Raw genomic sequence first — 18,840 nt, forward strand, 5'->3', positions numbered from 1 at the left:
TGAACTAAATCAGCAGTAACCTCAACACGCGCTCCTCGATGTACGAGCGATCCTCGCGTGATAGATACGGGCTCATAATTATGGGAGGCCAGTCGACTCCTTCATCGGGTGAGGAATCCGTGCTCCACTACACGCCCAGCACAGACCTGCGAGAGGCCCCCACCGCCTCCGGCATCGGGCCGAAGGCGGGCAAGCCGAAGCTGCGCGTGATGCTGGTGCAGACCCAGGCGGAGAACGCCGGCGCCCAGGAGATTTCGCGGCTGGTCGGGGCCGGCCTCGCCGCGCGCGGTTACGAGGTCGCCAACCTGTTCTTCTTCCGCAGATCGGCTTCCTTCGACGAGCCGCCCAATACGTTCTATTGCGCGGACAGCCGTCCGGGCAACCCGCTGGCGCTGCTGCGGATGCTGTGGACGCTCGCCGGTCACATCAGGACCATCCGGCCGGACGTCGTGCTGACCTTCCAGCATTTCGGCAACGTGATCGGCGGCGCCGTGTCGAGCCTCGTCAGCCGCGCCCCCGTCATCGCCAACCAGGTCTCCTCGGCGATGTCGATGAGCTGGCCGGTGCGCGTCGCCGATATCGTGATGGGCAGCGTCGGCTTCTTCCAATGCATCACGCTGAACTCGCAGGCCATGGAGCGCGAATATGCCCGGTATCCGGCGCCCTATCGCGCGCGCATGAAGCACGTGCCGCACGGCTTTGACGACAAGTCGCACGGCCTGTCGAAAGAGGAAGCGCGCCGGCAGTTCAAGCTGCCGCCGGATCATGTCCTGCTCGGCTGCGCCGCGCGGCTGCACCCGCACAAGCAGCTCGATGCGGCGATCCGCCTGCTGGCCAACGAGCCGTCGTGGCAGCTTGCGCTCGCAGGCCAGGGCGCGGACGAGCCGCGGCTGCGGGCGCTGGCGGATCAGCTCAAGGTCTCCGGCCGGCTGCATTTCATCGGCGAGATTCCGCCGCGGCAGATGGCGGACTTTCTCGCCTGCCTCGACGTGTTCGTGTTTCCGACCCAGGCCGAGACCTTCGGCCTCGCCGCCGTCGAGGCCGCCAGCGCCGGCATTCCCTGCGTCGTCAACGACCTCCCCGTCCTCCGCGAGGTGCTGTCGTTCGAGGGCAAGCCGACCGCGATCTTTGTCGATGCATCCGACCAGGCCGCGTTTTCGGCGGCGGTTGCCAAAGTTCTGACCGATCAAACGTTGCGCGACGCGTTGCGACAAAGCGCCAAGGGGCTGCGATCGCGCTATTCGCTCGACGGCATGATTGAGGAATACGTCCAGATTCTCGACGCCGCCGTGACAAGGGGCGCGCAATAGACGGGGTGGGCCGGACATGATCATCCAATTTCGTTGCGAACGCGACCACGCGCGGCGCTGGATGTGCCGCGAGACGCTGCACGTCAACGGCGAGGACATTCCCGTTCAGATCGCCTGGACCGCAACCACGGAGCCGCGGCCTGCCGGCCTGGAGGCGCTGTTTGCGCTCGAGCGCGTGGTGTTGCGCAAGGGCAAGGCCGGTGGCGCCGACATGGTCAAGGCGCTCCCGGAGCAGTCGCAGGCAAGGCTCGGCGACGCAGACGTCGTGGTGGATTTCACCACCGCCGAGCGGGACCGGGACAGCGCCGCAAAGCTCTATCTCCGCCCGAGATTCAATGGCGTCGCGGGCGAAAACGCGGCACTCGCGGCGATCCTCGCCGGCAACCTGCCGGTGATCGAAATCGTCAACGAGCGCGACGGCACGGTGATCGACCGCGGTCATCCGTCTGCGGAGGTTGCCGCCGGCCTGAGCGGCGGGCTCGACACGGTGATGGCGCGAACCCTGAGCATGCTGGCGGCGGCCGTGTCGGGCGCGCCGAGACTGGTGCCGCAGCTGGCCTATTCGATGGGCGCTCCGCGCAAGCCCGCGCCCTATGTGCTCCGCGGCGTGGCAACGTCAATCGCGAAGGAAATCTATCGCCTGTGCTGCTATGCCCCGCATTGGCACGTCGGCTGGCGCTACAACGACAACTCCGACATCTGGCAGACGCGCGATCTAAGCGGACCAGCCTGGAACGTGCTCGCCGATCCCGGAAACCACTTCTATGCCGATCCCGTCCCGGTGACATGGCAGGGCAGAACTGTCGTGTTCTTCGAAGACCTCGACCACCGCGTCGGCAAGGGCATCATCTCAGCGATCGAGTTCGACGGCAAAGGCCCGATCGGTGACGTGTTTGCCGTGCTGGAAGAGCCCTGGCATCTGTCCTACCCGTTCCTAATCGAGCAGAACGGCGAATTGTGGATGATCCCAGAGAGCACCGGGCATCGCGACGTCCCGGTCTACAAATGCGTCCGCTTTCCGGACAAATGGGAGCGGCACGCGACGCTGCTCTCCGGGCTCGAGCTCGCCGACGTCACGATCACGCAACACAACGGCCTCTATTACATGTTCGGCGCCTGGCGCGACGGCACCGGCGGCTACTCCGATACGCTGGCGATCTACTACGCCGAGCAGCTGTTCGGCCCCTGGCAGCCGCATGCCAGCAATCCGATCCTGATGGATCGCGCGACGACGCGGCCGGCCGGGAATTTCGTCACCATCGATGGCCGGCTGTGGCGGCCGGTGCAGGACTGCACCAACGGCTATGGCGCAGCGCTTGGCCTTGCCGAAATTCTCGAACTGTCGCCGACGACATACCGCCAGACGGTGCGCCATCTGCTCAAGCCCGGACCGCTATGGACCGGACGGAAGCTGCACACGCTCAACCGGTGCGGCACGCTCGAGGTGATCGACGGCTCGCGGGTTCAGCCGAAGACCACGGCCTTGCTGAACAGGTTTCGCTCGTCCGGCAAGTCGTCGCAGCCGGAATGGCGCGGCGCGATCGCGAAACCCGTAGCCGAGCGCCAGCACTAGCACACCCACGGTCACGCCTGCGAAAACGCGACCTCGCTGAAATCGATCGCGACCATCAGCATGTCGGTGATCGGCCTGCGATTCGGGCCGCGGGTGTAGGCACGCCGCACGCTCGGCAGCCGAATGCCGCCCGCCTCGATGTAGCCCGACGTCAGCTGCGCCGCCGGAAAGCCTCCTGCGATGCTCACGCTGTAGTCGTGACGGCGCAGCATCATGTCCGGACCGAAGAAGAAGTCCTGCGTCATGCAATGCGTCTCGATCCAGCCCGGGAAATAGGCGCGCAGCACGCGCCAGGTTTCCTCGCCCTCGCGCCAGGCCTCTAGCTCCTCGACCCGGACGCCGTCCATAGCCAGCACGAACGGCGTGGTCAGGTAGGTCCATACCGCCTCGCCGTTGAAATAGGCGCGGTGCAGCGGATCCCAGGGCGTGTGCATCTGGTGACCGGCAAACGAATCGCGCGGCGCGCGGCGCTCCGCCACCAACGTGCCGTCGAGCTTCTCGATCGCCACCCGGTCCTGGGTGAACATCGTGCGCTGGTCGGCCGCGCCGAACGGGGTGATCGACGCCCGCTCCTCGTGCAGCCACACCGTCATGCGCCGCGGCGAGCGATCCTGCAGCAGGCCCTTCAGGGCGAAGAAGCCGCCGCCGGTGACGATGGTCGCCTCCACCTTCGCATATCGCCGCCAGCGTTCCAGCCCGCCATGCGCCTCGAGAACTTCGCCAAGCAGCCCGCTCATGACCGCCTCACTTCGCGTCGGCGCTCTGCACGCCGCCGAACTGCTCCCAGGAGCTTCCGGTCCAGCGCTGCAGCTGCAGCTGGGTGTAGGCCATGCTGTTGTCGGGGCCGGTGTTGATGGTGATGCCCGGCATCAGCGTCGGCAGCGTGAGCCCCTTGATGTTGCGCGCCTGCTTCACGATGTTCTCGCGCGACAAATCGTTGCCGCATTGCTTCAGCACCTGTTCGAGGATCTGGCCCTGGTGCGTGCCGAACAGATAGTTGCTGTCGCCGATGTCGGCCCCGGGAAGATACTTCTCGAAATGCGCGCGATACCATTTGACGCCGGGATCGTCGGCCCATTTCTTGTCGTTGGGATCCTTGGCAATGGTCGCCACGACGACGCCCACCGCCTTGTCGGCGCCGGCCGGCACGATGGTCGAAGAGACGGAGCTCGACACGTAGTTGAGGACGGTGAGCGGCGTCCAGCCGATCTCGCTCGCCTTCTTGATCGCCTGTGCCGCGAATTTCGGCGTGCCAGCGATCAGGAACGCCTGGGCGCCCGATGCCTTCAGCTGCACCACGCGGGAATCGATGGTCGGCTCGGTGACCTCGTAGGGCGACGTCACCACCTTCTTGTCGAAGTCGGCCTTCAGCGTCTCCTTGAACGCGGTGACGAAATCGCGGCCGAGATCGTCGTTCTGATAGAGGATCGCAATCTTGGCGTCGGGCGCGGTCTGCGCGATGTATTTTGCGTAGATCTTGCCTTCGGTGTTGTAGCTTGGCAGCCCGGTAGTGGTCGTCGGGAACTCGGCGAAATTCGTGAACTTGGTGGCGCCGCTGACCACGAAGAGATCCGGCACCTTCTTGGCCGTGATGTACTTGATCGTCGCGCCGATGCCGGGCGTGCCGAGCTGGCTGAACATGAACGCCACCTCGTCGCTCTCGATCAGCTTCCTGACCTGCTCGACCGCTTTCGGCGGCGTGTAGGCGTCGTCATAGGTGATGAGGTTGATCTTGCGGCCGTTGATGCCGCCGCGGTCATTGATCGAATTGACATAGGCGATGAGGCCGCGGCCGGTGTTGCTGAGCGGCGACGCGGGGCCGCTGAACGGGAAGACCGCCCCGATCTTGATCTCCGATTCCGTGACGCCAGGCGTTTCGGCGCGCGCCGGAGCCGCGACAAGCGATGCAAGCAATGCAACCGATACTGCAAACTGCTTCAACATGAAATTTTCCTCCCGTGTTATGATTTGATCGGTTCTCGCGTCCTCGGCCGCGGCTACCAGGCCTCTCCGAACGGCCGGATCTCGACATTGAACGACCACGCGCTGCGGTCCTGATGCACGACGTGCCAGATCTCGCTGGCGATCGCGGCCGGCTTGATGAAGAAGTCGTCCGGCCGGTCCGGCCAGCGCTTCCGGGTCCATTCCAGATCGATCACGGCGTCGATCACGACATAGGCGACATGAACGCCCTGCGGCCCGAGATCGCGCGCCATCGCCTCGGCGAGAATGCGCTGCGCCGCCTTGGTCGGCGCAAAGCCGGCGAAGCCGGCCTTGCCGCGCAACGCCGAGGTGTTGCCGGTCGCGACGATGGCGCCCTTGCCGGCGCTGATCATCGCCGGGGTGAATCGCCGGGCGAGATGCAGCAGCCCCATCGTGTTGACCTGAAAATTGCGATTGAGAAGCTGCGGGTCGATCTCCCGGAAGGTGCCGAACCCGCCGCCGACCGCGTTGTGGATCACGACCGCGGGACTGCCGAGATCGCGCTCCACTGCTGATGCCGCCGCCTCGATCTGCGCCAGATCGGACACGTCGCAGCGATAGGCCTTCGCGCCCGGCAGCTGCTTCTCGAGCGCGGCCAGCCGTTCCTCGTTCCTGGCAAGCATGGCGACGCGGTAGCCGCCTTCAGCAAATTTTCTCGCCAGCGCCGAACCCGTGCCGGGGCCGACGCCAGTGATCAGACAGACAGGCGCGGTCATGCGATCAGCCCTCCAAATTGTCAGTCATACCCATGCTCAGGCAGCGGCTTTCGACAGCAGCTTCTCGACGTATGGCTTGAGGTCCGGCGAAAAATGCGCGTGCGCGACCAGCCGGTCGAAGTGCGCAAAGGTCAGCGGATATTCAGCCCGCACGCCCGGGTGCAGGATTTTGCCGAGCCCCTGCGCGCGTAATTGCTCGGACCGGGCATGCTCGTTCATGAACAGCGCGAGTTCAGCGGCAAAGCAGATATCGGCGATCGAGATGCCGTCGCCGACCAGCGCGCGCCGCTGCGGCGACAGCGCCTGTTCGATACCGGAAGCGTAGATTGCGAACGCGTCCCTGGCGCGCCCATGAATGGCCGTATCGACCGTGCCGCCCGACAGCGCCAGCAGGTAGATCTGCGAGTCCCGGGCGAACACCAGGCTGACATCGAGAAAGCTGTCGATCCTGGACGCCTCATAGGCGTCGCGGCCGTAAAGCGGGAATTTTGCCGCACCGAGCCGCGCCACCGTCCGCATGATGCTGTTGGACTCGAAGATCCCGACCTTGCCATCGGGCCCGAATGCCGCGGGCACGTTGCCGAACGGCTGCGCCGCCATGAACGCGTCGGTCTTGAACAGCTGGGCGCCGGTCAGCCCGACCCGGCCGGTGCGCGCGAGCGACGCCAGCGATGCGCGTTCGTCCTCGGTCAGCGGGCGGGCATCATAGTCCCACAGCCAGTCGCGCAGCTCCTTGCCGGACGCCCCGCGGACCTCGACATCGACGCCGCAGAAACGTGCGGCGATCGTCGCCTTCCAGACGCGCGGGTTCGGCAGGTACGAGAATATCCGCAGGTCAGCCATCGGACTTGCTCCGGATACGAACGGTCAGGCCGCGAGCTTGAGGATCTTGACCACGTCGGCCGGCTCGCGGATCGGCTGCGGATTGGCCCGGGTGAAGATCGACAGCATCGCGTTCTTGCCGATCAGCTCAAACCGATCCTCGCCGACGCCGACATCGGCCAGCCGCCGCGGCAGGCCGAGCTCGGCGATGAAAGCGGCAAACGTCTCGCCGGCGTCGCGCCCCGGCGCACCGAGCGCGGCGGCGACCGATTTCTGCGCGGCTTCCGTCGCGGGCCGGTTGTATTTCAGCACGCTCGGCATCATCACCGCCGTGCAGAAATAGTGCGGCACGTCGCAGGTGCCGCCGAGCACGTGGCCGATGGCGTGGCTGGCGCCCATCGGCACCCGCGACTGCAGCCCGAACGCCGACAGCCACGAGCCGAGCTGGCAGCTCAGCCGTGCGTCCTCGTCGCCGGGATTGGCCTTGGTGCGCAGCAGGCCGTCATGCAAATAGCGCAGCCCCTGCTGGCAGACCGCATCGACCAGCACGTTGGGACGGCTGGAGCAGATCGCCTCGATGCCGTGATCCATCGCCCGCGTGCCGGAGCCGAGCCAGAGTTTTTCTGGCGTATATTTCGTGATCGCGGGATCGAGGATGATGGCGCGCGGCATCATCATCGGGTGATTGAAGATCTGCTTCAGCTTGCGGCTGGTGTCGGTGACCAGCGCGCCGGAATTGTACTCGCCGCCCGAGAGCGTGCTCGGGATCGCGATCATCCGCACTTTTGGCGTCCGGAACGGCCCGAAGCGGCGATCCGGCGTGGTCTCGAAACCGTCGAGTCCGGCCGGCTCGAAGATCTCGTTCTCCATGCACATCAGCACGATCTTCGCGGCATCGACCACCGAGCCGCCGCCGATCGCGACCACCAGATCGGCCTTGGCCTCGCTGGCCTGCCGCGCGATCTGCGTCACCACATCCCGCGTGGTGTGCTGCGGCACGCCGTCGAAGGTCGCGGCATGACGATCGCCGAGCGCCTTGCGGATCTTCTCGATCTCGTCGGTCGTGGTGTTCAGCGTCCGGCTGGCGATCAGATAGACGCGCTTGGCGCCGAGCCGCTCGGCCTCCTCGCGCAGCGCTTCGGCTGCCGGCCTGCCGTAGATCACGGATTCCATGGTGGGATACTGATGACTGCCGACGACGCCCATGCGCTTGCTCCCTCGATCTGTCCGTGATCCACGCGGCCGATGCGGCCTACAGTTTTGAAAAGTCCGGCTGCCGCCGCTCCGCGAAGGCGGCGAACGCCTCGCGGGCCTCCGGCGTCGTCAGCCGTTGCTTGAACAGCACGCCCTCTTCCGCAATCTGCGCGGCGATCCGCTGATGCTCGCGCATCAGCTTCTTGGTCAGGCTGAGCGAGCCGGCCGGACGCTTGGTCAGCGCGATGGCGGCGTCATGCGCCTTCTTGCGCAGGTCGGCCTGGGGCACCACGGCGTTGGCGAGGCCGGATGCCAGCGCGCCTGCGGCATCCATCGGCTCGCCGAGCGCGAACATCGCATAGGCGCGCGCATGCCCGATCCGCAAAGGCAGCAGCCAGCTCGACGCCGCTTCGGGAACCAGTGCCAGATTGACAAACGGCGTGATCAGCCGCGCGTTATCGGCGAGATAGACGAGGTCGCAATGCAGCAGCATCGTGGTGCCGACGCCGACGGCATTGCCCTGCACCGCGGCGACGATCGGCTTGCCAACCTTGCTGATGGTGTCGATGAAGCGATGCGCCGGGCTGTCGACGGTGCCCTCGCCGCGCGCCTGGCTGGCGAAGTCGGCGAGATCGTTGCCGGCGGTAAAGCTGTCGCCGTCGCCCTGGAACAGGATGACGCGGACCGACGGATCCGCCTCCGCCTTGCTAAGCGCGTCGGACATCGCGTTGTACATGGCGCCGGTCAGCGCGTTCTTCTTCTCCGGCCGCTGCATGGTCACCGTCAGCACGCCGCCGGCGATCTCGGTCTTGACATGTTCGGTCATGACATCCTCCTTCAGGCCACCGCGCGGGCCGGGCTGGTTTCAAATTGGCCGTCGAGGAAGCCGGTCAGCCGCTGGCGGATGATCTGCTCGGCTTCGCTCATGATGCGGTCGATCAGCTCCTTGACGGTCGGGATGTCGTTGATCAGGCCGACCACCATGCCGCAGCTCCAGGCACCGGCATCCATCTCGCCGTCGATCATCACCTTCGGGTAGACGCCGGCGACTTGCTCGTGAATGTCCTCGATCTTCAGCTTGGCGCCCTTCTCGCGCTCGATCTCGAGCAGCTCGTCGACGCCCTTGTTCTTCAGCACGCGCTCGGTGTTGCGCAGAGCGCGCATCACGAGGCGAGTGTCGAGCTCGTTGGCCTCGACCAGCGCCTTCTTCACATTGGGATGAACCGGCGCTTCCTTGGTGGCGATGAAGCGGGTGCCCATGTTCATGCCGGCCGCGCCCATCGACAGCGCCGCGACCAGGCTGCGTGCATCCGCCATGCCGCCCGAGGCGACGAACGGGATCGTCAGCTCGTCCGCGGCACGCGGCAGCAGGATCATGTTGGGGATATCGTCCTCGCCGGGATGTCCGCCGCACTCGAAGCCGTCGACGCTGACCGCGTCGCAGCCGATCTTCTCGGCCTTCAGCGAATGCCGCACCGAGGTGCATTTGTGGATCACCTTGATGCCGGCGGCCTTCAGCGCCGGCATGTACTGCTCCGGGCTGCGGCCCGCGGTCTCCACCGCCTTGACGCCGCCCTCGCGGATCGCGGCGATATATTCCGGATAGGGCGGCGCGGTGAAGCTCGGCAGGAAGGTGAGGTTCACGCCGAACGGCTTGTCGGTCATGTCGCGGCAGCGCGCGATTTCCTTGGCCAGCAGCGCCGGCGTCTTCTGGGTCAGGCCGGTGATGATGCCGAGTCCGCCGGCATTGGACACCGCGGCGGCCATCTCGGCAAAGCCGACGTAATGCATGCCGCCCTGGATGATCGGGTGCTGAATGCCGAACAGTTCAGTGATCGCTGTCTTCACAAGTTTCTCCCTGCGTTTTCCGGTCAGTGGACGATTTCGAACAGGCCGGCGGCGCCCATGCCGCCGCCGATGCACATGGTGACAACGCCGTACTTCGCCTTGCGCCGGCGGCCCTCGATCAGCAGGTGGCCGGTGAGCCGCGCGCCGGTCATGCCGTAGGGGTGGCCGATCGCGATCGAGCCGCCGTTGACGTTGAGCTTCTCGGGATCGATGCCGAGCTTGTCGCGGCAATAGATCACCTGCACCGCATAGGCCTCGTTGAGCTCCCAGAGGTCGATGTCGTCGATCTTGAGATTGTGCCGCTTCAAGAGGCGCGGGATCGCGGCGACCGGGCCGACGCCCATCTCGTCGGGCTCGACGCCGGCGGCGACAAAGCCGCGGAAGATGCCGAGCGGCTTGATGCCCTTCTGCGCGGCGATCCGGTCGCTCATGATCACGCAGGCCGAGGCCCCGTCGGAGAGCTGGCTGGCATTGCCGGCGCTGATGGTCTTGCCCTCGAACACCGGCTTGATCTTTGCCAATCCTTCGGCGGTGGTGTCGGGGCGCGGGCCTTCATCCTTCGACAAGGTCACCTGCTGGAAGGAAACCTCCTTGGTGTCCTTGTTGACCACGGCCATCTTGGTCGTGAACGGCACGATCTCGTCGTTGAAGCGGCCGCCCTGCAGCGCGGCGCCGACGCGGCGCTGGCATTCGAGGCTGTATTCGTCCTGCTTGTCGCGGCCGATCTTGTAGCGCTCGGCGACGACCTCCGCCGTCTCCAGCATCGACATGTACATCTCCGGCTTCATCGCCATCAGCTCGTCGTCGACGGCGTGGAACCGGTTCATGTGCTCGTTCTGCACCAGGCTGATCGACTCGATGCCGCCGCCGATCGCGATCTCGACGCCATCCAGCATCACTGAGCGCGCGGCGACCGCGATCGCCTGCAGGCCGGAGGCGCATTGCCGGTCGATGGTGGTGCCGGCGACCGTCACCGGCAAACCGGCGCGGATCGCGCCCTTGCGCGCGACGTTCATCACCATGGTGCCCTGCTGCATCGCGCAGCCCATCACCACGTCCTCAACCTCGCCGGGCGCGATGCCGGCGCGCTTCACGGCTTCAGCCATGACGTGGCCGGCCAGCGTCGGCCCCTCGGTGTTGTTGAGCGCGCCGCGATAGGCCTTGCCGACGCCGGTGCGCGCGGTGGAGACGATGACTGCTTCGGGTGATGACATGCTTGCCTCTCTGTCTCAGGCGGCCGCCTCGAGCTGCGCGAAGCGCAGCACGTGGTAGGCGGGATCGCCGAACTGGATGTTGATGGATGAAATCCGCTTGAAGTAGTGGCCGACATTGAGTTCGTCGGTCATGCCCATGCCGCCGTGCAACTGTACCGCCTGGTCGGCGACGAACTTGCCGGAATAGCCGATCTTCGACTTTGCGCCCGAGGCCAGCCGCGAGACGCCGGCGTCCGCGCCGCTGAGGCTCAGCGAGAGGTGCTGCATCAGCGACAGCGCCTCCTGATGCGCGATGAACATGTCGACCATCCGGTGCTGCAGCACCTGGAAGCTGCCGATCGTGGTGCCGAACTGCTTTCGTGTCTTGGAGTATTCCAGCGTCGCCGAATTCAGCTCGCCGATCGCGCCGACCGCCTCCGCACAGAGTGCGCCGATGGCACGGTCGCGGCAGGACTCGAGCGCGGCAACGCCCTCGCCTTCCCGGCCCAGCAGCTGGCCGCGGACGCCGCGCAGCTTGAGCTCGGCGGCGCGGCGGCCGTCGATGGTCTTGAAGCTCTGCAGATCGAGATTGGCGGCGCGGCGATCCACCACGAACAGGCTGACGCCGCCGCGATCGTGGCGATGGCCCGAGGTCCGCGCGGAAACGATCAGATGGTCCGCCCAGGGCGCTGCCAGCACCGCGGTCTTTTCGCCGGTGAGGACATAATCGTTGCCGTCGCGGCGCGCCGACGTGGTGACGGTGGCGAGATCGAAGCGCGAGCCTTTTTCGGTCCAGGCCAGCGCCCAGAGTTTTGTGCCCGCAGCGATGTCCGGGATCAGCGCCTGCTTCTGTGCGTCGGTGCCTACCTGCTCGATCAGGCCGCCGGCAACCACAACGGTCTCGACAAAGGGCTCGACGACGAGATGACGGCCGAACTCCTGCATGATGATCATGGTCGACAGCGGTCCGCCGCCGAGCCCGCCGACCTCCTCGCCAAACGGCGCGGCAAGCAGGCCGAGCTCCGCGAACGCGGCCCATTGCTTGCGGCTAAAACCCTCCTCGCTGGCGACGATCTTGCGGCGGGCGTCGAAATCATACTGGTCGCGCAGCAGACGCTGCACGCTGGATCGCAACAATTCCTGCTCTTCCGTGAACTGGATATCCATTCGATCCTCGTTGCCTGTAGTTCTTGTTTGAGCATGATCTCTTCGGAAAACCGCTTCACACTTTTCCGGATCATGCTCTAGAGACCAAGCACCGCCTTGGCGATGATGTTGCGCTGGATCTCGTTGGATCCGCCGTAGATCGAGAGCTTTCGCGAGTTGAGATATTTTTCCGATGCCGTGTGGCCGTAGTCCGGCCCCGGCATGAAATGGTTGGCGCTGACCGGGTGCTCGCGGATCGCCAGCCCGTAATTGCCGATCGCGCGGTGCGTGAGCTCGGTGATATCCTGAAAAATCTCGGTGCCGCGGATCTTGAACAGCGAGGCCGCCGGCCCCGGATCGATGCCGCGGGCCATCTGGGCGACGACGCGCAGCTCGGTCGCCTCCAGCGCCAGCACGTCGAGTTCGACGCGGGCGATGTCGCGGATGAATTCGAGATGCGCCGGATCGTCCTCCGGGATCTCGGCCTTCACGATCCTCTTCAGCCGCTCGATATAGCGCGTGGAGCGGCCGATGCCGGCCATGCTGGTGCGCTCATTGCCGAGCAGGAATTTGGCGTAGGTCCAGCCCTTATTTTCCTCGCCGATCAGGTTCTCGGCGGGGACGCGGACGTTCTCGAGGAAGACGTCGTTGACCTCATGCGAGCCGTCGATGGTGATGATCGGGCGCACCGTGACGCCCGGCGACTTCATGTCGATCAGCAGGAACGAGATGCCGGATTGCGGCTTAGCCGCGGGATCGGTGCGGACCAGACAAAAAATCCAGTCGGCATGCTGCGCCAGCGTGGTCCAGGTCTTGTGGCCGTTGACGATGTAATGGTCACCGTCGCGCACCGCCTTGGTGCGAACGGTGGCGAGATCGGAGCCGGAGCCCGGCTCCGAATAACCCTGGCACCACCAGTCCTCGCCCGAGAGAATGCGGGGCAGGAACTTGTTCTTCTGCGCGTCGCTGCCGAAGGTGTAGATGACCGGGCCGACCATGGTGACGCTGAACGCCAGCGGCGGCATGGTGCCGGCGCGGGTCGTCTCCTGCTCGAAGATGAAGCGGCGGGTGATCGACCAGCCCGGCCCGCCATATTCCTTGGGCCAGAGCGGCGCGATCCAGCCCCTCTTGTGCAGGATGCGATGCCACAGCAACATCTGCTCCTTGGAGAGATCGGTCTCCGGATTGGGGACGCGCATCTCCGCCGGATAATTGTCCTTGATGAAGGCGCGAACCTCGTCGCGAAACGCCGCATCTTCAGGGGATAGCGCGAGCTCCATTTGCCGTGCTCCCTACCACTTCTCGCCGAACGGCCGGATCTCGAGCTCGAAGGTCCAGGCGCTCTTTGGCTGCTGGTAGAGCTGCCAGTATGACGCCGCGACCGAGGCCGGCGGCATCAGCAGATCCGGATCGTCGAGCGCGTTGGGACCGAGCGCCTCGACGCGGCGCTGCCGCACCCATTCGGTGTCGACGCCGGCATCGATGATCAGATGCGCGACATGGATGTTCTTCGGTCCGAGCTCGCGCGCCATCGCCTGCGCCACCGCGCGCAAACCGAATTTGGCGCTGGCAAACGCGGCATAGCCGCTGCCACCGCGCAGCGACGCGGTCGCGCCGGTGAAGAAGATGTTGCCGCCGCCGCGCGGCAGCATCAGCCGCGCCGCCTCGCGCCCGGCGAGGAAGCCGGAGTAGCAGGCCATCTCCCAGACCTTGCGGAACACCCGCTCGGTGGTCTCCAGGATCGGGAAGTTGACGTTGGCGCCGATGTTGAAGATGCAGACTTCCAGCGGCGCATGCTTGTCGGCGTCGTTGAGGAAGGAGATGATCTCTTCCTCCTTGCGCGCGTCGAGCGAACGGGCGTGGATTTCGCCGCCGAGAGCTTCGACTTCCTTGACCAGCGGCGCCAGCTTGTCGCCGTTGCGGCGGCCGGCGAAGATCGTGAAGCCCTCGGAGGCGAACTTCTTGGCGATTTCGCCGCCGATGAAATCGCCGGCACCAATGACGGCGACCGTCCTGTTTCTCTTCTGCATGGTGTTCTCCGGCTTTGTGTTTGAGTGAACTGATCTGCGAACGCGGCGTCAGCTTTGGCTGCGCAGCGACTCCGCCAGCTTGTGCTTCAGCAGCTTGCCCGTCGACGTCGCGGGCAGCGCGTCCATCAGAATAATCTCGGACGGCCGCTTGTACGAGGTGAGTTGCGGTGCGACATGGGCCATCAAGTCCTGCACCGTGGCGGTCGAGCCCTTGATCAGCTGCACGAAGGCGACGACTTCCTCATTGCCCTCGACCGGCCGCCCGACCACGGCGCATTGCACCACGGCATCGTGCGTGCTCAGCACCGCCTCGATCTCGGCCGGGTAGACGTTGAAGCCGGAACGGATGATCATCTCCTTGGTCCGCCCGACGATGTACATCGCACCGTTCTCGAAGCGGGCGAGATCCCCGGTGTTGAACCAGCCGTCGGGATCGATCGCCTTGGCGGTCAGGTCGGGCGCGCGGTAGTAGCCGCGCATCACGTTGGGGCCGCGGACATGAAGCTCGCCGACCTCGCCATCCGCGACAGGCTTGCCGTCCTGGCTGACCAGCTTGGCCTCCAGGCCCGGCATGATGGTGCCGACCGCATGGTCGGCCCGGGGATTGTCGGGCCGGACGCCGGAAATTCCCGGCGAGCATTCGGTGATGCCGTAGCCGTTGAGAAGGGGCAGGCCGAGCTCCTGCTCGACGCGCGATTTGAGCTCGATATCGAGCGGCGCGCCCGCCACCGAGATCACGCGCAGCTTGCCGCGATCGAGCTTCGGCAGGCCGGCAGTGCGGCGGTACTCGAGCAGGCGCTGATAGGTCGCCGGCACGCCGTTGAGAATGGTGATGCCTTCGTCCGCCATCGCCTTCACCAGCGCGGCGGGATCGTATTTTGCGACCAGGCGCACGGTGGCGCCGACCATCAGGGTCATGGTGAGCAGCGAGATGCCGACGATGTGCGAGATCGGCAGCACGCAATATTGCACGTCATCGGCCGTCATCTTGCGGAAGGCGGCGGTGCCGCGGGCGCTGAACAGGAGATTGCGGTGCGTCAGCATCACGCCCTTCGGGGTACCCGTGGTGCCGGACGTGTAGATGAGAACCGCAACCTGCCTGGCGCCGTCGGCCTCGACCGGCTCGGCCACGGTCGCAATGTTCAGGCTGGTGACCGCGATGCCGCGCAGCGGCCCGACATCCTGCACGGTCGCCTCATAGCGCGTGGCATGGGCGGCCGCCTCCTGCGAGACTTCGGCGGTCAGGAACACGCGGCGGGTGCCGCTGTGATCCTTGATCTGATCGATTTCGCGCGGCGACAGCCGCGGATTGACCACGATCGCCCAGGCGTCGAGCCGGCTCGCGGCAAACAGCAGGCAGGACAGCGGAACGGAATTTTCGCTGACGATCATCATGCGGTCGCCGGGCCGGATGCCGAGCGCGCGCAGGGCTTCGGTGACACGGCCCACGACCTGATCGAGCTCGCGATAGGTGAGCCACATCTTGTCGTCGACCAGCGCCATACGATCCGGTGTCGCTCCGACGTAGTGGTCCATCACCTCGTGGAGGCGGTTCGGCAGACCTTCCACACTTCCTTCTTCCACCTGCGTCATCGCCAGCACGGGAACCTCCCTCGAACTGCCCTTTGGGCTTGATTGTCGTCTTGAAGCGTTCCTTGCTCAGGCGGTCTTGCGCCGCCCTGCCGCAAGCTGCGCCACGATCTCTTCCTCGACCTCGCGCAGGCGATCCTTGCCGAAGAAGATCTCGTCGCCGACGAAGAAGGTCGGCGAGCCGAACGAGCCGCGCGCCACCGCAGCGCTGGTGTTGTCGATCAGCTTCTTCTTGACCTCATCCTGCTGGGCGCGGGCGATGATGCGGTCGATATCGAGGCCGGAGGACAGGAACGCCTCGCGGAACACCTGCGGGTCGTCCATCTTCTTGGGCTCGACCCACATGTGGTGATAGGCGGCGCGGAAATACGGTTCGAACAGTCCCTCGAACTCGGCAGCGACCACGCCGCGCATCAGCATCAACGTGTTGACCGGGAAGAACGGGTTCTGCTTGAACTTTGTGATGTTGTAGCGCCGCAGGAAGCGCTCGGTCTCGAGCGCATTGTATTCGGGCTTGTTCTTGATGCCGCGCAGCGACTCGCCCGGCGACATATTGCCGGTCGCCTTGTAGACGCCGCCGAGCAGCACCGGGCCGTAGGCGAATTTCACGCCGGTGCGCTTTTCGATCTCCGGCAAGGCGAGTTCGGCGAGATAGGCGTTGGGGCTTCCAAAATCGAAATGGAACTCGACCTTGAGCGGAGCAGCCATCAAAACGCCCTTCCCTGCGCTTGGCGGCCGTTGCTCGGCCACCCGGTTGATCGTGGCCCGGACCTTAAGTTCTATTTTAGAACTGTCAATATGATATTTGTCATGTAACTAGCTATCTGAAGGCATCCTGTTGAAATGACGTCAGTTCTGTTTTAGAATTTTATTTGTACTGTCGTGGCAGATCGCTGGAGACGCCGATGAAATGGGATGCCCTTGAAGAGGAGCCGTGCTCGCTGGCCCGCACCGTGGCCGTGATCGGCGACCGCTGGAGCCTCTTGATCCTGCGCGAATGTTTCCTGCGCATCCGCAGGTTCGACGACTTCCAGGCGTCGCTCGGCATCACCCGCCATCTGCTCGCCGACCGGCTCAAGAAGCTGGTGCGCTTCGGCGTGCTGCGCAAGATTCCGTATCAGGAATCGCCGAAGCGCTACGAATACATCCTGACGCAGAAGGGCCTCGACCTCTACCCGGTGATCATGTCGATCGTGCACTGGGGCGACACCCACATGGTCGACGCCCGCGGCCGGCCGATGCTGCACGAACACAAGAACTGCCACAAGATGTTCGACCCCGTGATGGTCTGCTCGGAATGCGGCGAGCCGCTGAGCGCGAAGGCGGTCCACGTCCATCGCGGCCCGGGCGCACGGCAATCCTCGCCGGTGCATGCCAAGGCGCAGGAGCGCGGCAAGCGCGTCGCCGAGCCGGGCTAGGCAATCGGCTTCATCGCGGGCCGTCCACGAACGCAACCGGGATGCCCTTCGCGATGTGCTTCGCGACGCGTTCGGCGTCCCAGTTGGTGAGACGCACGCAGCCGTGCGATTCCGCCTTGGAGATCCTGTCCGGCGCAGCCGTGCCGTGAATGCCGTAGCCTTCGGCCGAAAGATTGATCCAGACCGAGCCGACCGGATTGTTGGGGCCGGGCTTGATGGTGAAGGGCCTGCGCGAGTGGACGCCCTTGAAGTGATAGTTCGGGTTGTAGCGATAGGTCGGATTGCGATGGATCTCGGTGACCTTCAGGGTGCCGGTGGGAGACGGCTTGTCCTTGCTGCCGACCGTCGCCGGGTAGAAGCCGATCAGCGCGTTCGACTTGTCGTATAGCTTGACGACCTGCCGGCTCTTGTCGATCTCGACGCGGTCGGCCTTTGCGGGAGCGCTGCCCGGCGCTCCGCCGCCGGTATCGATCACGACGATGGTCGCGCCGGCCCGATCGAAGCGTTGTCCCGGGTTGAGGCTGGCCAGCAACGCTTCGCTCATGTGAAATCGCTCGGCCAGCTTTTCGCGCGGGCTGGTAAAGCCGAGATGCGGGAGGTCCTTCATCGCCTCCATTTTGGCAGGCAGCTTGTGCAGGAAGGGGCCGGCGAGATCCTGTTCGGTGATGGTGTAGCTGGTTGTCGCCGGCCGGTTGTCCGCCCGCAGCGCCGTCCAGACCTCATCGGTCGGCGCATCGCCGCTCGGCAACTCGCGGGCTTCGGCGTAGGCGCGAAGCGCTTTCTTGGCATTCTCGCCGAACTTGCCGTCGATCTCACCGGGAGAAAAGTGCGCCCGGTCGAGCAGCACCTGCAGCCGCACCCCTGCCGGCGTCGGTTTTTCGTTGGACAGGGTTTTGCTCGACGGCTCGGCCGCGTCGATCGCAGCCGCATTGATCTCGGCGCCGAACGCGCGACCGGCCGCCAGGACGACGGCCAGGGTGATACCAACATTGCACACGGCTCTGAGCGACATCGGGCCGCCTTTCACATTGCCGACGCTCTCCTTCACGACTGTATGCAATGAAGAGAACGGCCAAGTGAACGCGCGGTTCCTGTGTTGGGCCGGCGCGCGAGCCGAACTGGCTCAGTGCGACGGCGCGGTCATCAATGCGACGTTGCCGCCGAGCAGGCAGCCGACCGGGCGGCCGCCGGCAAAGCCGATGCGGACGCGGATCTCCGACAGCCGCCCCATCGCACGGCCCTGCAGGATACGAATCTCGCCGTCGTTGGCATCGACCAGACCGTAGTCGAGCAGGCCGAACGCCAGCGCCGCCGCCGCAATCCCGGTGGCCGCATCCTCCCGATACCCCGATGAGCGCGGAAACTGCCGCGCCTCGAACAGCCGCGCGGCGCGGTCGATCACGGCGAACGGGTAAAGCCCGGTCGATCCGATCCTGCCGCAGACCGCCTCGACGGCCTCGACCGCGGGATCGAGCGCGTTCAGCGCGTCCGGGGAACGCATCGGGATCAAGGTCTTGACCCGCGACGTGACGGCGTTGGCGGGCGCTGCCTCGCCGATCGCATCCGGGCGGGCTGCGAGGGCGCGCAGCACGTCGTCGCGTTGCGCGGCGGTGAGCGGAACGACCTTGCCGGCCGGCTGGGTGATCTCGACCCGCGGCTCGCCGCCGCGATCGCGGCTGATGAAGCCGGTGACCGGACCGCTGCGCGTCGAGATCCGGATCGTATCGCCGGGCAATCGTCCCTGCCGTGCCAGCAACCACAGAGCACCGATGGTCGCGTGGCCGCACATTTCCATTTCGTGGTTCGGAACGAAGAAGCGAAACGTGGCGTCGAAATCGTCGCTCTCCGCCGGCAACACGAAGCCGGACTCGTGGCCATGACGGCGGGCGACGTCCTGCATCTCGGACGCGCTCATGCCGCTTGCATCCACCACGATCGGACAGGGATTGCCGCCCGCCCCATCTACCGTGAACACGCTGACCAGTTCGGCTGTCGTCATGATGGTATCCTCGCGCAA

The 18,840-nt window shown here is 65.5% G+C and carries 18 protein-coding genes; 3 read left to right on the forward strand and 15 right to left on the reverse strand.

Features of this window, described 5'->3' with window-relative positions:
- Positions 1-119 precede the first annotated feature (119 nt).
- Positions 120-1,310: a glycosyltransferase family 4 protein gene (locus CI41S_RS13505; RefSeq protein WP_139859581.1), complete on the forward strand. Its 1,191-nt coding sequence runs from the start codon at positions 120-122 to the stop codon at positions 1,308-1,310.
- A gap of 16 nt (positions 1,311-1,326) precedes the next feature.
- A complete protein-coding gene (locus CI41S_RS13510) occupies positions 1,327-2,883 on the forward strand; it encodes a glucosamine inositolphosphorylceramide transferase family protein (RefSeq protein WP_139859584.1) in 1,557 nt (518 codons plus the stop codon).
- A gap of 11 nt (positions 2,884-2,894) precedes the next feature.
- Here CI41S_RS13510 and CI41S_RS13515 read toward each other — a convergent pair whose 3' ends face one another.
- The 13 genes from CI41S_RS13515 to CI41S_RS13575 form a co-directional block, all read right to left on the reverse strand.
- Complete coding sequence (locus tag CI41S_RS13515; protein ID WP_139859587.1) at positions 2,895-3,620, reverse strand: hypothetical protein; 726 nt, start codon at positions 3,618-3,620, stop codon at positions 2,895-2,897.
- 7 nt (positions 3,621-3,627) lie between these two features.
- Complete coding sequence (locus CI41S_RS13520) at positions 3,628-4,827, reverse strand: ABC transporter substrate-binding protein (RefSeq protein WP_139482184.1); 1,200 nt, start codon at positions 4,825-4,827, stop codon at positions 3,628-3,630.
- 53 nt (positions 4,828-4,880) lie between these two features.
- Positions 4,881-5,582 carry an SDR family NAD(P)-dependent oxidoreductase gene (locus tag CI41S_RS13525; RefSeq protein ID WP_139859590.1) on the reverse strand — a complete coding sequence of 234 codons (702 nt, stop codon included), beginning with the start codon at positions 5,580-5,582 and terminating at the stop codon, positions 4,881-4,883.
- Between the two features lie 36 nt (positions 5,583-5,618).
- Positions 5,619-6,425, reverse strand: coding sequence for a glutathione S-transferase family protein (locus CI41S_RS13530; RefSeq protein WP_139859593.1), 807 nt, complete (start codon positions 6,423-6,425; stop codon positions 5,619-5,621).
- A 24-nt stretch (positions 6,426-6,449) separates the two neighbouring features.
- A complete protein-coding gene (locus CI41S_RS13535; RefSeq protein ID WP_139859596.1) occupies positions 6,450-7,610 on the reverse strand; it encodes an iron-containing alcohol dehydrogenase in 1,161 nt (386 codons plus the stop codon).
- 46 nt (positions 7,611-7,656) lie between these two features.
- A complete protein-coding gene (locus CI41S_RS13540; protein ID WP_139859598.1) occupies positions 7,657-8,424 on the reverse strand; it encodes an enoyl-CoA hydratase-related protein in 768 nt (255 codons plus the stop codon).
- Positions 8,425-8,435: 11 nt separating this feature from the next.
- On the reverse strand, positions 8,436-9,446 hold the full coding sequence (locus CI41S_RS13545) for an NAD(P)H-dependent flavin oxidoreductase (protein WP_139859601.1): 1,011 nt from the start codon (positions 9,444-9,446) through the stop codon (positions 8,436-8,438).
- A gap of 23 nt (positions 9,447-9,469) precedes the next feature.
- Positions 9,470-10,660, reverse strand: a complete 1,191-nt coding sequence (locus tag CI41S_RS13550) for an acetyl-CoA C-acyltransferase (protein WP_139859604.1) — start codon at positions 10,658-10,660, stop codon at positions 9,470-9,472.
- Positions 10,661-10,675: 15 nt separating this feature from the next.
- Complete coding sequence (locus CI41S_RS13555; RefSeq protein ID WP_139482191.1) at positions 10,676-11,806, reverse strand: acyl-CoA dehydrogenase family protein; 1,131 nt, start codon at positions 11,804-11,806, stop codon at positions 10,676-10,678.
- Between the two features lie 77 nt (positions 11,807-11,883).
- Positions 11,884-13,065 carry an acyl-CoA dehydrogenase family protein gene (locus CI41S_RS13560; RefSeq protein ID WP_139859607.1) on the reverse strand — a complete coding sequence of 394 codons (1,182 nt, stop codon included), beginning with the start codon at positions 13,063-13,065 and terminating at the stop codon, positions 11,884-11,886.
- A 12-nt stretch (positions 13,066-13,077) separates the two neighbouring features.
- A complete protein-coding gene (locus CI41S_RS13565; RefSeq protein WP_139859610.1) occupies positions 13,078-13,815 on the reverse strand; it encodes an SDR family oxidoreductase in 738 nt (245 codons plus the stop codon).
- A 48-nt stretch (positions 13,816-13,863) separates the two neighbouring features.
- Positions 13,864-15,408 carry a class I adenylate-forming enzyme family protein gene (locus CI41S_RS13570; protein WP_172628043.1) on the reverse strand — a complete coding sequence of 515 codons (1,545 nt, stop codon included), beginning with the start codon at positions 15,406-15,408 and terminating at the stop codon, positions 13,864-13,866.
- Positions 15,409-15,474: 66 nt separating this feature from the next.
- Positions 15,475-16,113, reverse strand: a complete 639-nt coding sequence (locus CI41S_RS13575) for a 2-hydroxychromene-2-carboxylate isomerase (RefSeq protein ID WP_139859613.1) — start codon at positions 16,111-16,113, stop codon at positions 15,475-15,477.
- 197 nt (positions 16,114-16,310) lie between these two features.
- On the opposite strand from CI41S_RS13575, the gene CI41S_RS13580 reads away from it, so the two are divergent.
- Positions 16,311-16,823: a winged helix-turn-helix transcriptional regulator gene (locus tag CI41S_RS13580; protein ID WP_139859616.1), complete on the forward strand. Its 513-nt coding sequence runs from the start codon at positions 16,311-16,313 to the stop codon at positions 16,821-16,823.
- Between the two features lie 10 nt (positions 16,824-16,833).
- Here the strand turns inward: CI41S_RS13580 and CI41S_RS13585 are convergent, their stop codons facing one another.
- On the reverse strand, positions 16,834-17,835 hold the full coding sequence (locus tag CI41S_RS13585) for a L,D-transpeptidase family protein (RefSeq protein WP_139859619.1): 1,002 nt from the start codon (positions 17,833-17,835) through the stop codon (positions 16,834-16,836).
- Between the two features lie 111 nt (positions 17,836-17,946).
- Positions 17,947-18,822, reverse strand: coding sequence for a PhzF family phenazine biosynthesis protein (locus tag CI41S_RS13590; protein WP_139859622.1), 876 nt, complete (start codon positions 18,820-18,822; stop codon positions 17,947-17,949).
- Positions 18,823-18,840 lie beyond the last annotated feature (18 nt).

This window comes from Bradyrhizobium ivorense, assembly GCF_900696085.1.
Taxonomy (GTDB): Bacteria; Pseudomonadota; Alphaproteobacteria; order Rhizobiales; family Xanthobacteraceae; genus Bradyrhizobium; species Bradyrhizobium ivorense.

Excerpts from the sequence above, each read along its gene's own strand:
- CI41S_RS13525 (WP_139859590.1), bottom strand. The coding sequence starts at position 5,582 with ATGACCGCGCCTGTCTGTCTGATCACTGGCGTCGGCCCCGGCACGGGT.
- CI41S_RS13510 (WP_139859584.1), top strand. The coding sequence starts at position 1,327 with ATGATCATCCAATTTCGTTGCGAACGCGACCACGCGCGGCGCTGGATG.
- CI41S_RS13520 (WP_139482184.1), bottom strand. The coding sequence starts at position 4,827 with ATGTTGAAGCAGTTTGCAGTATCGGTTGCATTGCTTGCATCGCTTGTC.
- CI41S_RS13535 (WP_139859596.1), bottom strand. The coding sequence starts at position 7,610 with ATGGGCGTCGTCGGCAGTCATCAGTATCCCACCATGGAATCCGTGATC.
- CI41S_RS13515 (WP_139859587.1), bottom strand. The coding sequence starts at position 3,620 with ATGAGCGGGCTGCTTGGCGAAGTTCTCGAGGCGCATGGCGGGCTGGAA.
- CI41S_RS13590 (WP_139859622.1), bottom strand. The coding sequence starts at position 18,822 with ATGACGACAGCCGAACTGGTCAGCGTGTTCACGGTAGATGGGGCGGGC.
- CI41S_RS13585 (WP_139859619.1), bottom strand. The coding sequence starts at position 17,835 with ATGTCGCTCAGAGCCGTGTGCAATGTTGGTATCACCCTGGCCGTCGTC.
- CI41S_RS13575 (WP_139859613.1), bottom strand. The coding sequence starts at position 16,113 with ATGGCTGCTCCGCTCAAGGTCGAGTTCCATTTCGATTTTGGAAGCCCC.
- CI41S_RS13540 (WP_139859598.1), bottom strand. The coding sequence starts at position 8,424 with ATGACCGAACATGTCAAGACCGAGATCGCCGGCGGCGTGCTGACGGTG.
- CI41S_RS13565 (WP_139859610.1), bottom strand. The coding sequence starts at position 13,815 with ATGCAGAAGAGAAACAGGACGGTCGCCGTCATTGGTGCCGGCGATTTC.
- CI41S_RS13550 (WP_139859604.1), bottom strand. The coding sequence starts at position 10,660 with ATGTCATCACCCGAAGCAGTCATCGTCTCCACCGCGCGCACCGGCGTC.
- CI41S_RS13555 (WP_139482191.1), bottom strand. The coding sequence starts at position 11,806 with ATGGATATCCAGTTCACGGAAGAGCAGGAATTGTTGCGATCCAGCGTG.
- CI41S_RS13570 (WP_172628043.1), bottom strand. The coding sequence starts at position 15,408 with ATGACGCAGGTGGAAGAAGGAAGTGTGGAAGGTCTGCCGAACCGCCTC.
- CI41S_RS13530 (WP_139859593.1), bottom strand. The coding sequence starts at position 6,425 with ATGGCTGACCTGCGGATATTCTCGTACCTGCCGAACCCGCGCGTCTGG.
- CI41S_RS13580 (WP_139859616.1), top strand. The coding sequence starts at position 16,311 with ATGAAATGGGATGCCCTTGAAGAGGAGCCGTGCTCGCTGGCCCGCACC.
- CI41S_RS13560 (WP_139859607.1), bottom strand. The coding sequence starts at position 13,065 with ATGGAGCTCGCGCTATCCCCTGAAGATGCGGCGTTTCGCGACGAGGTT.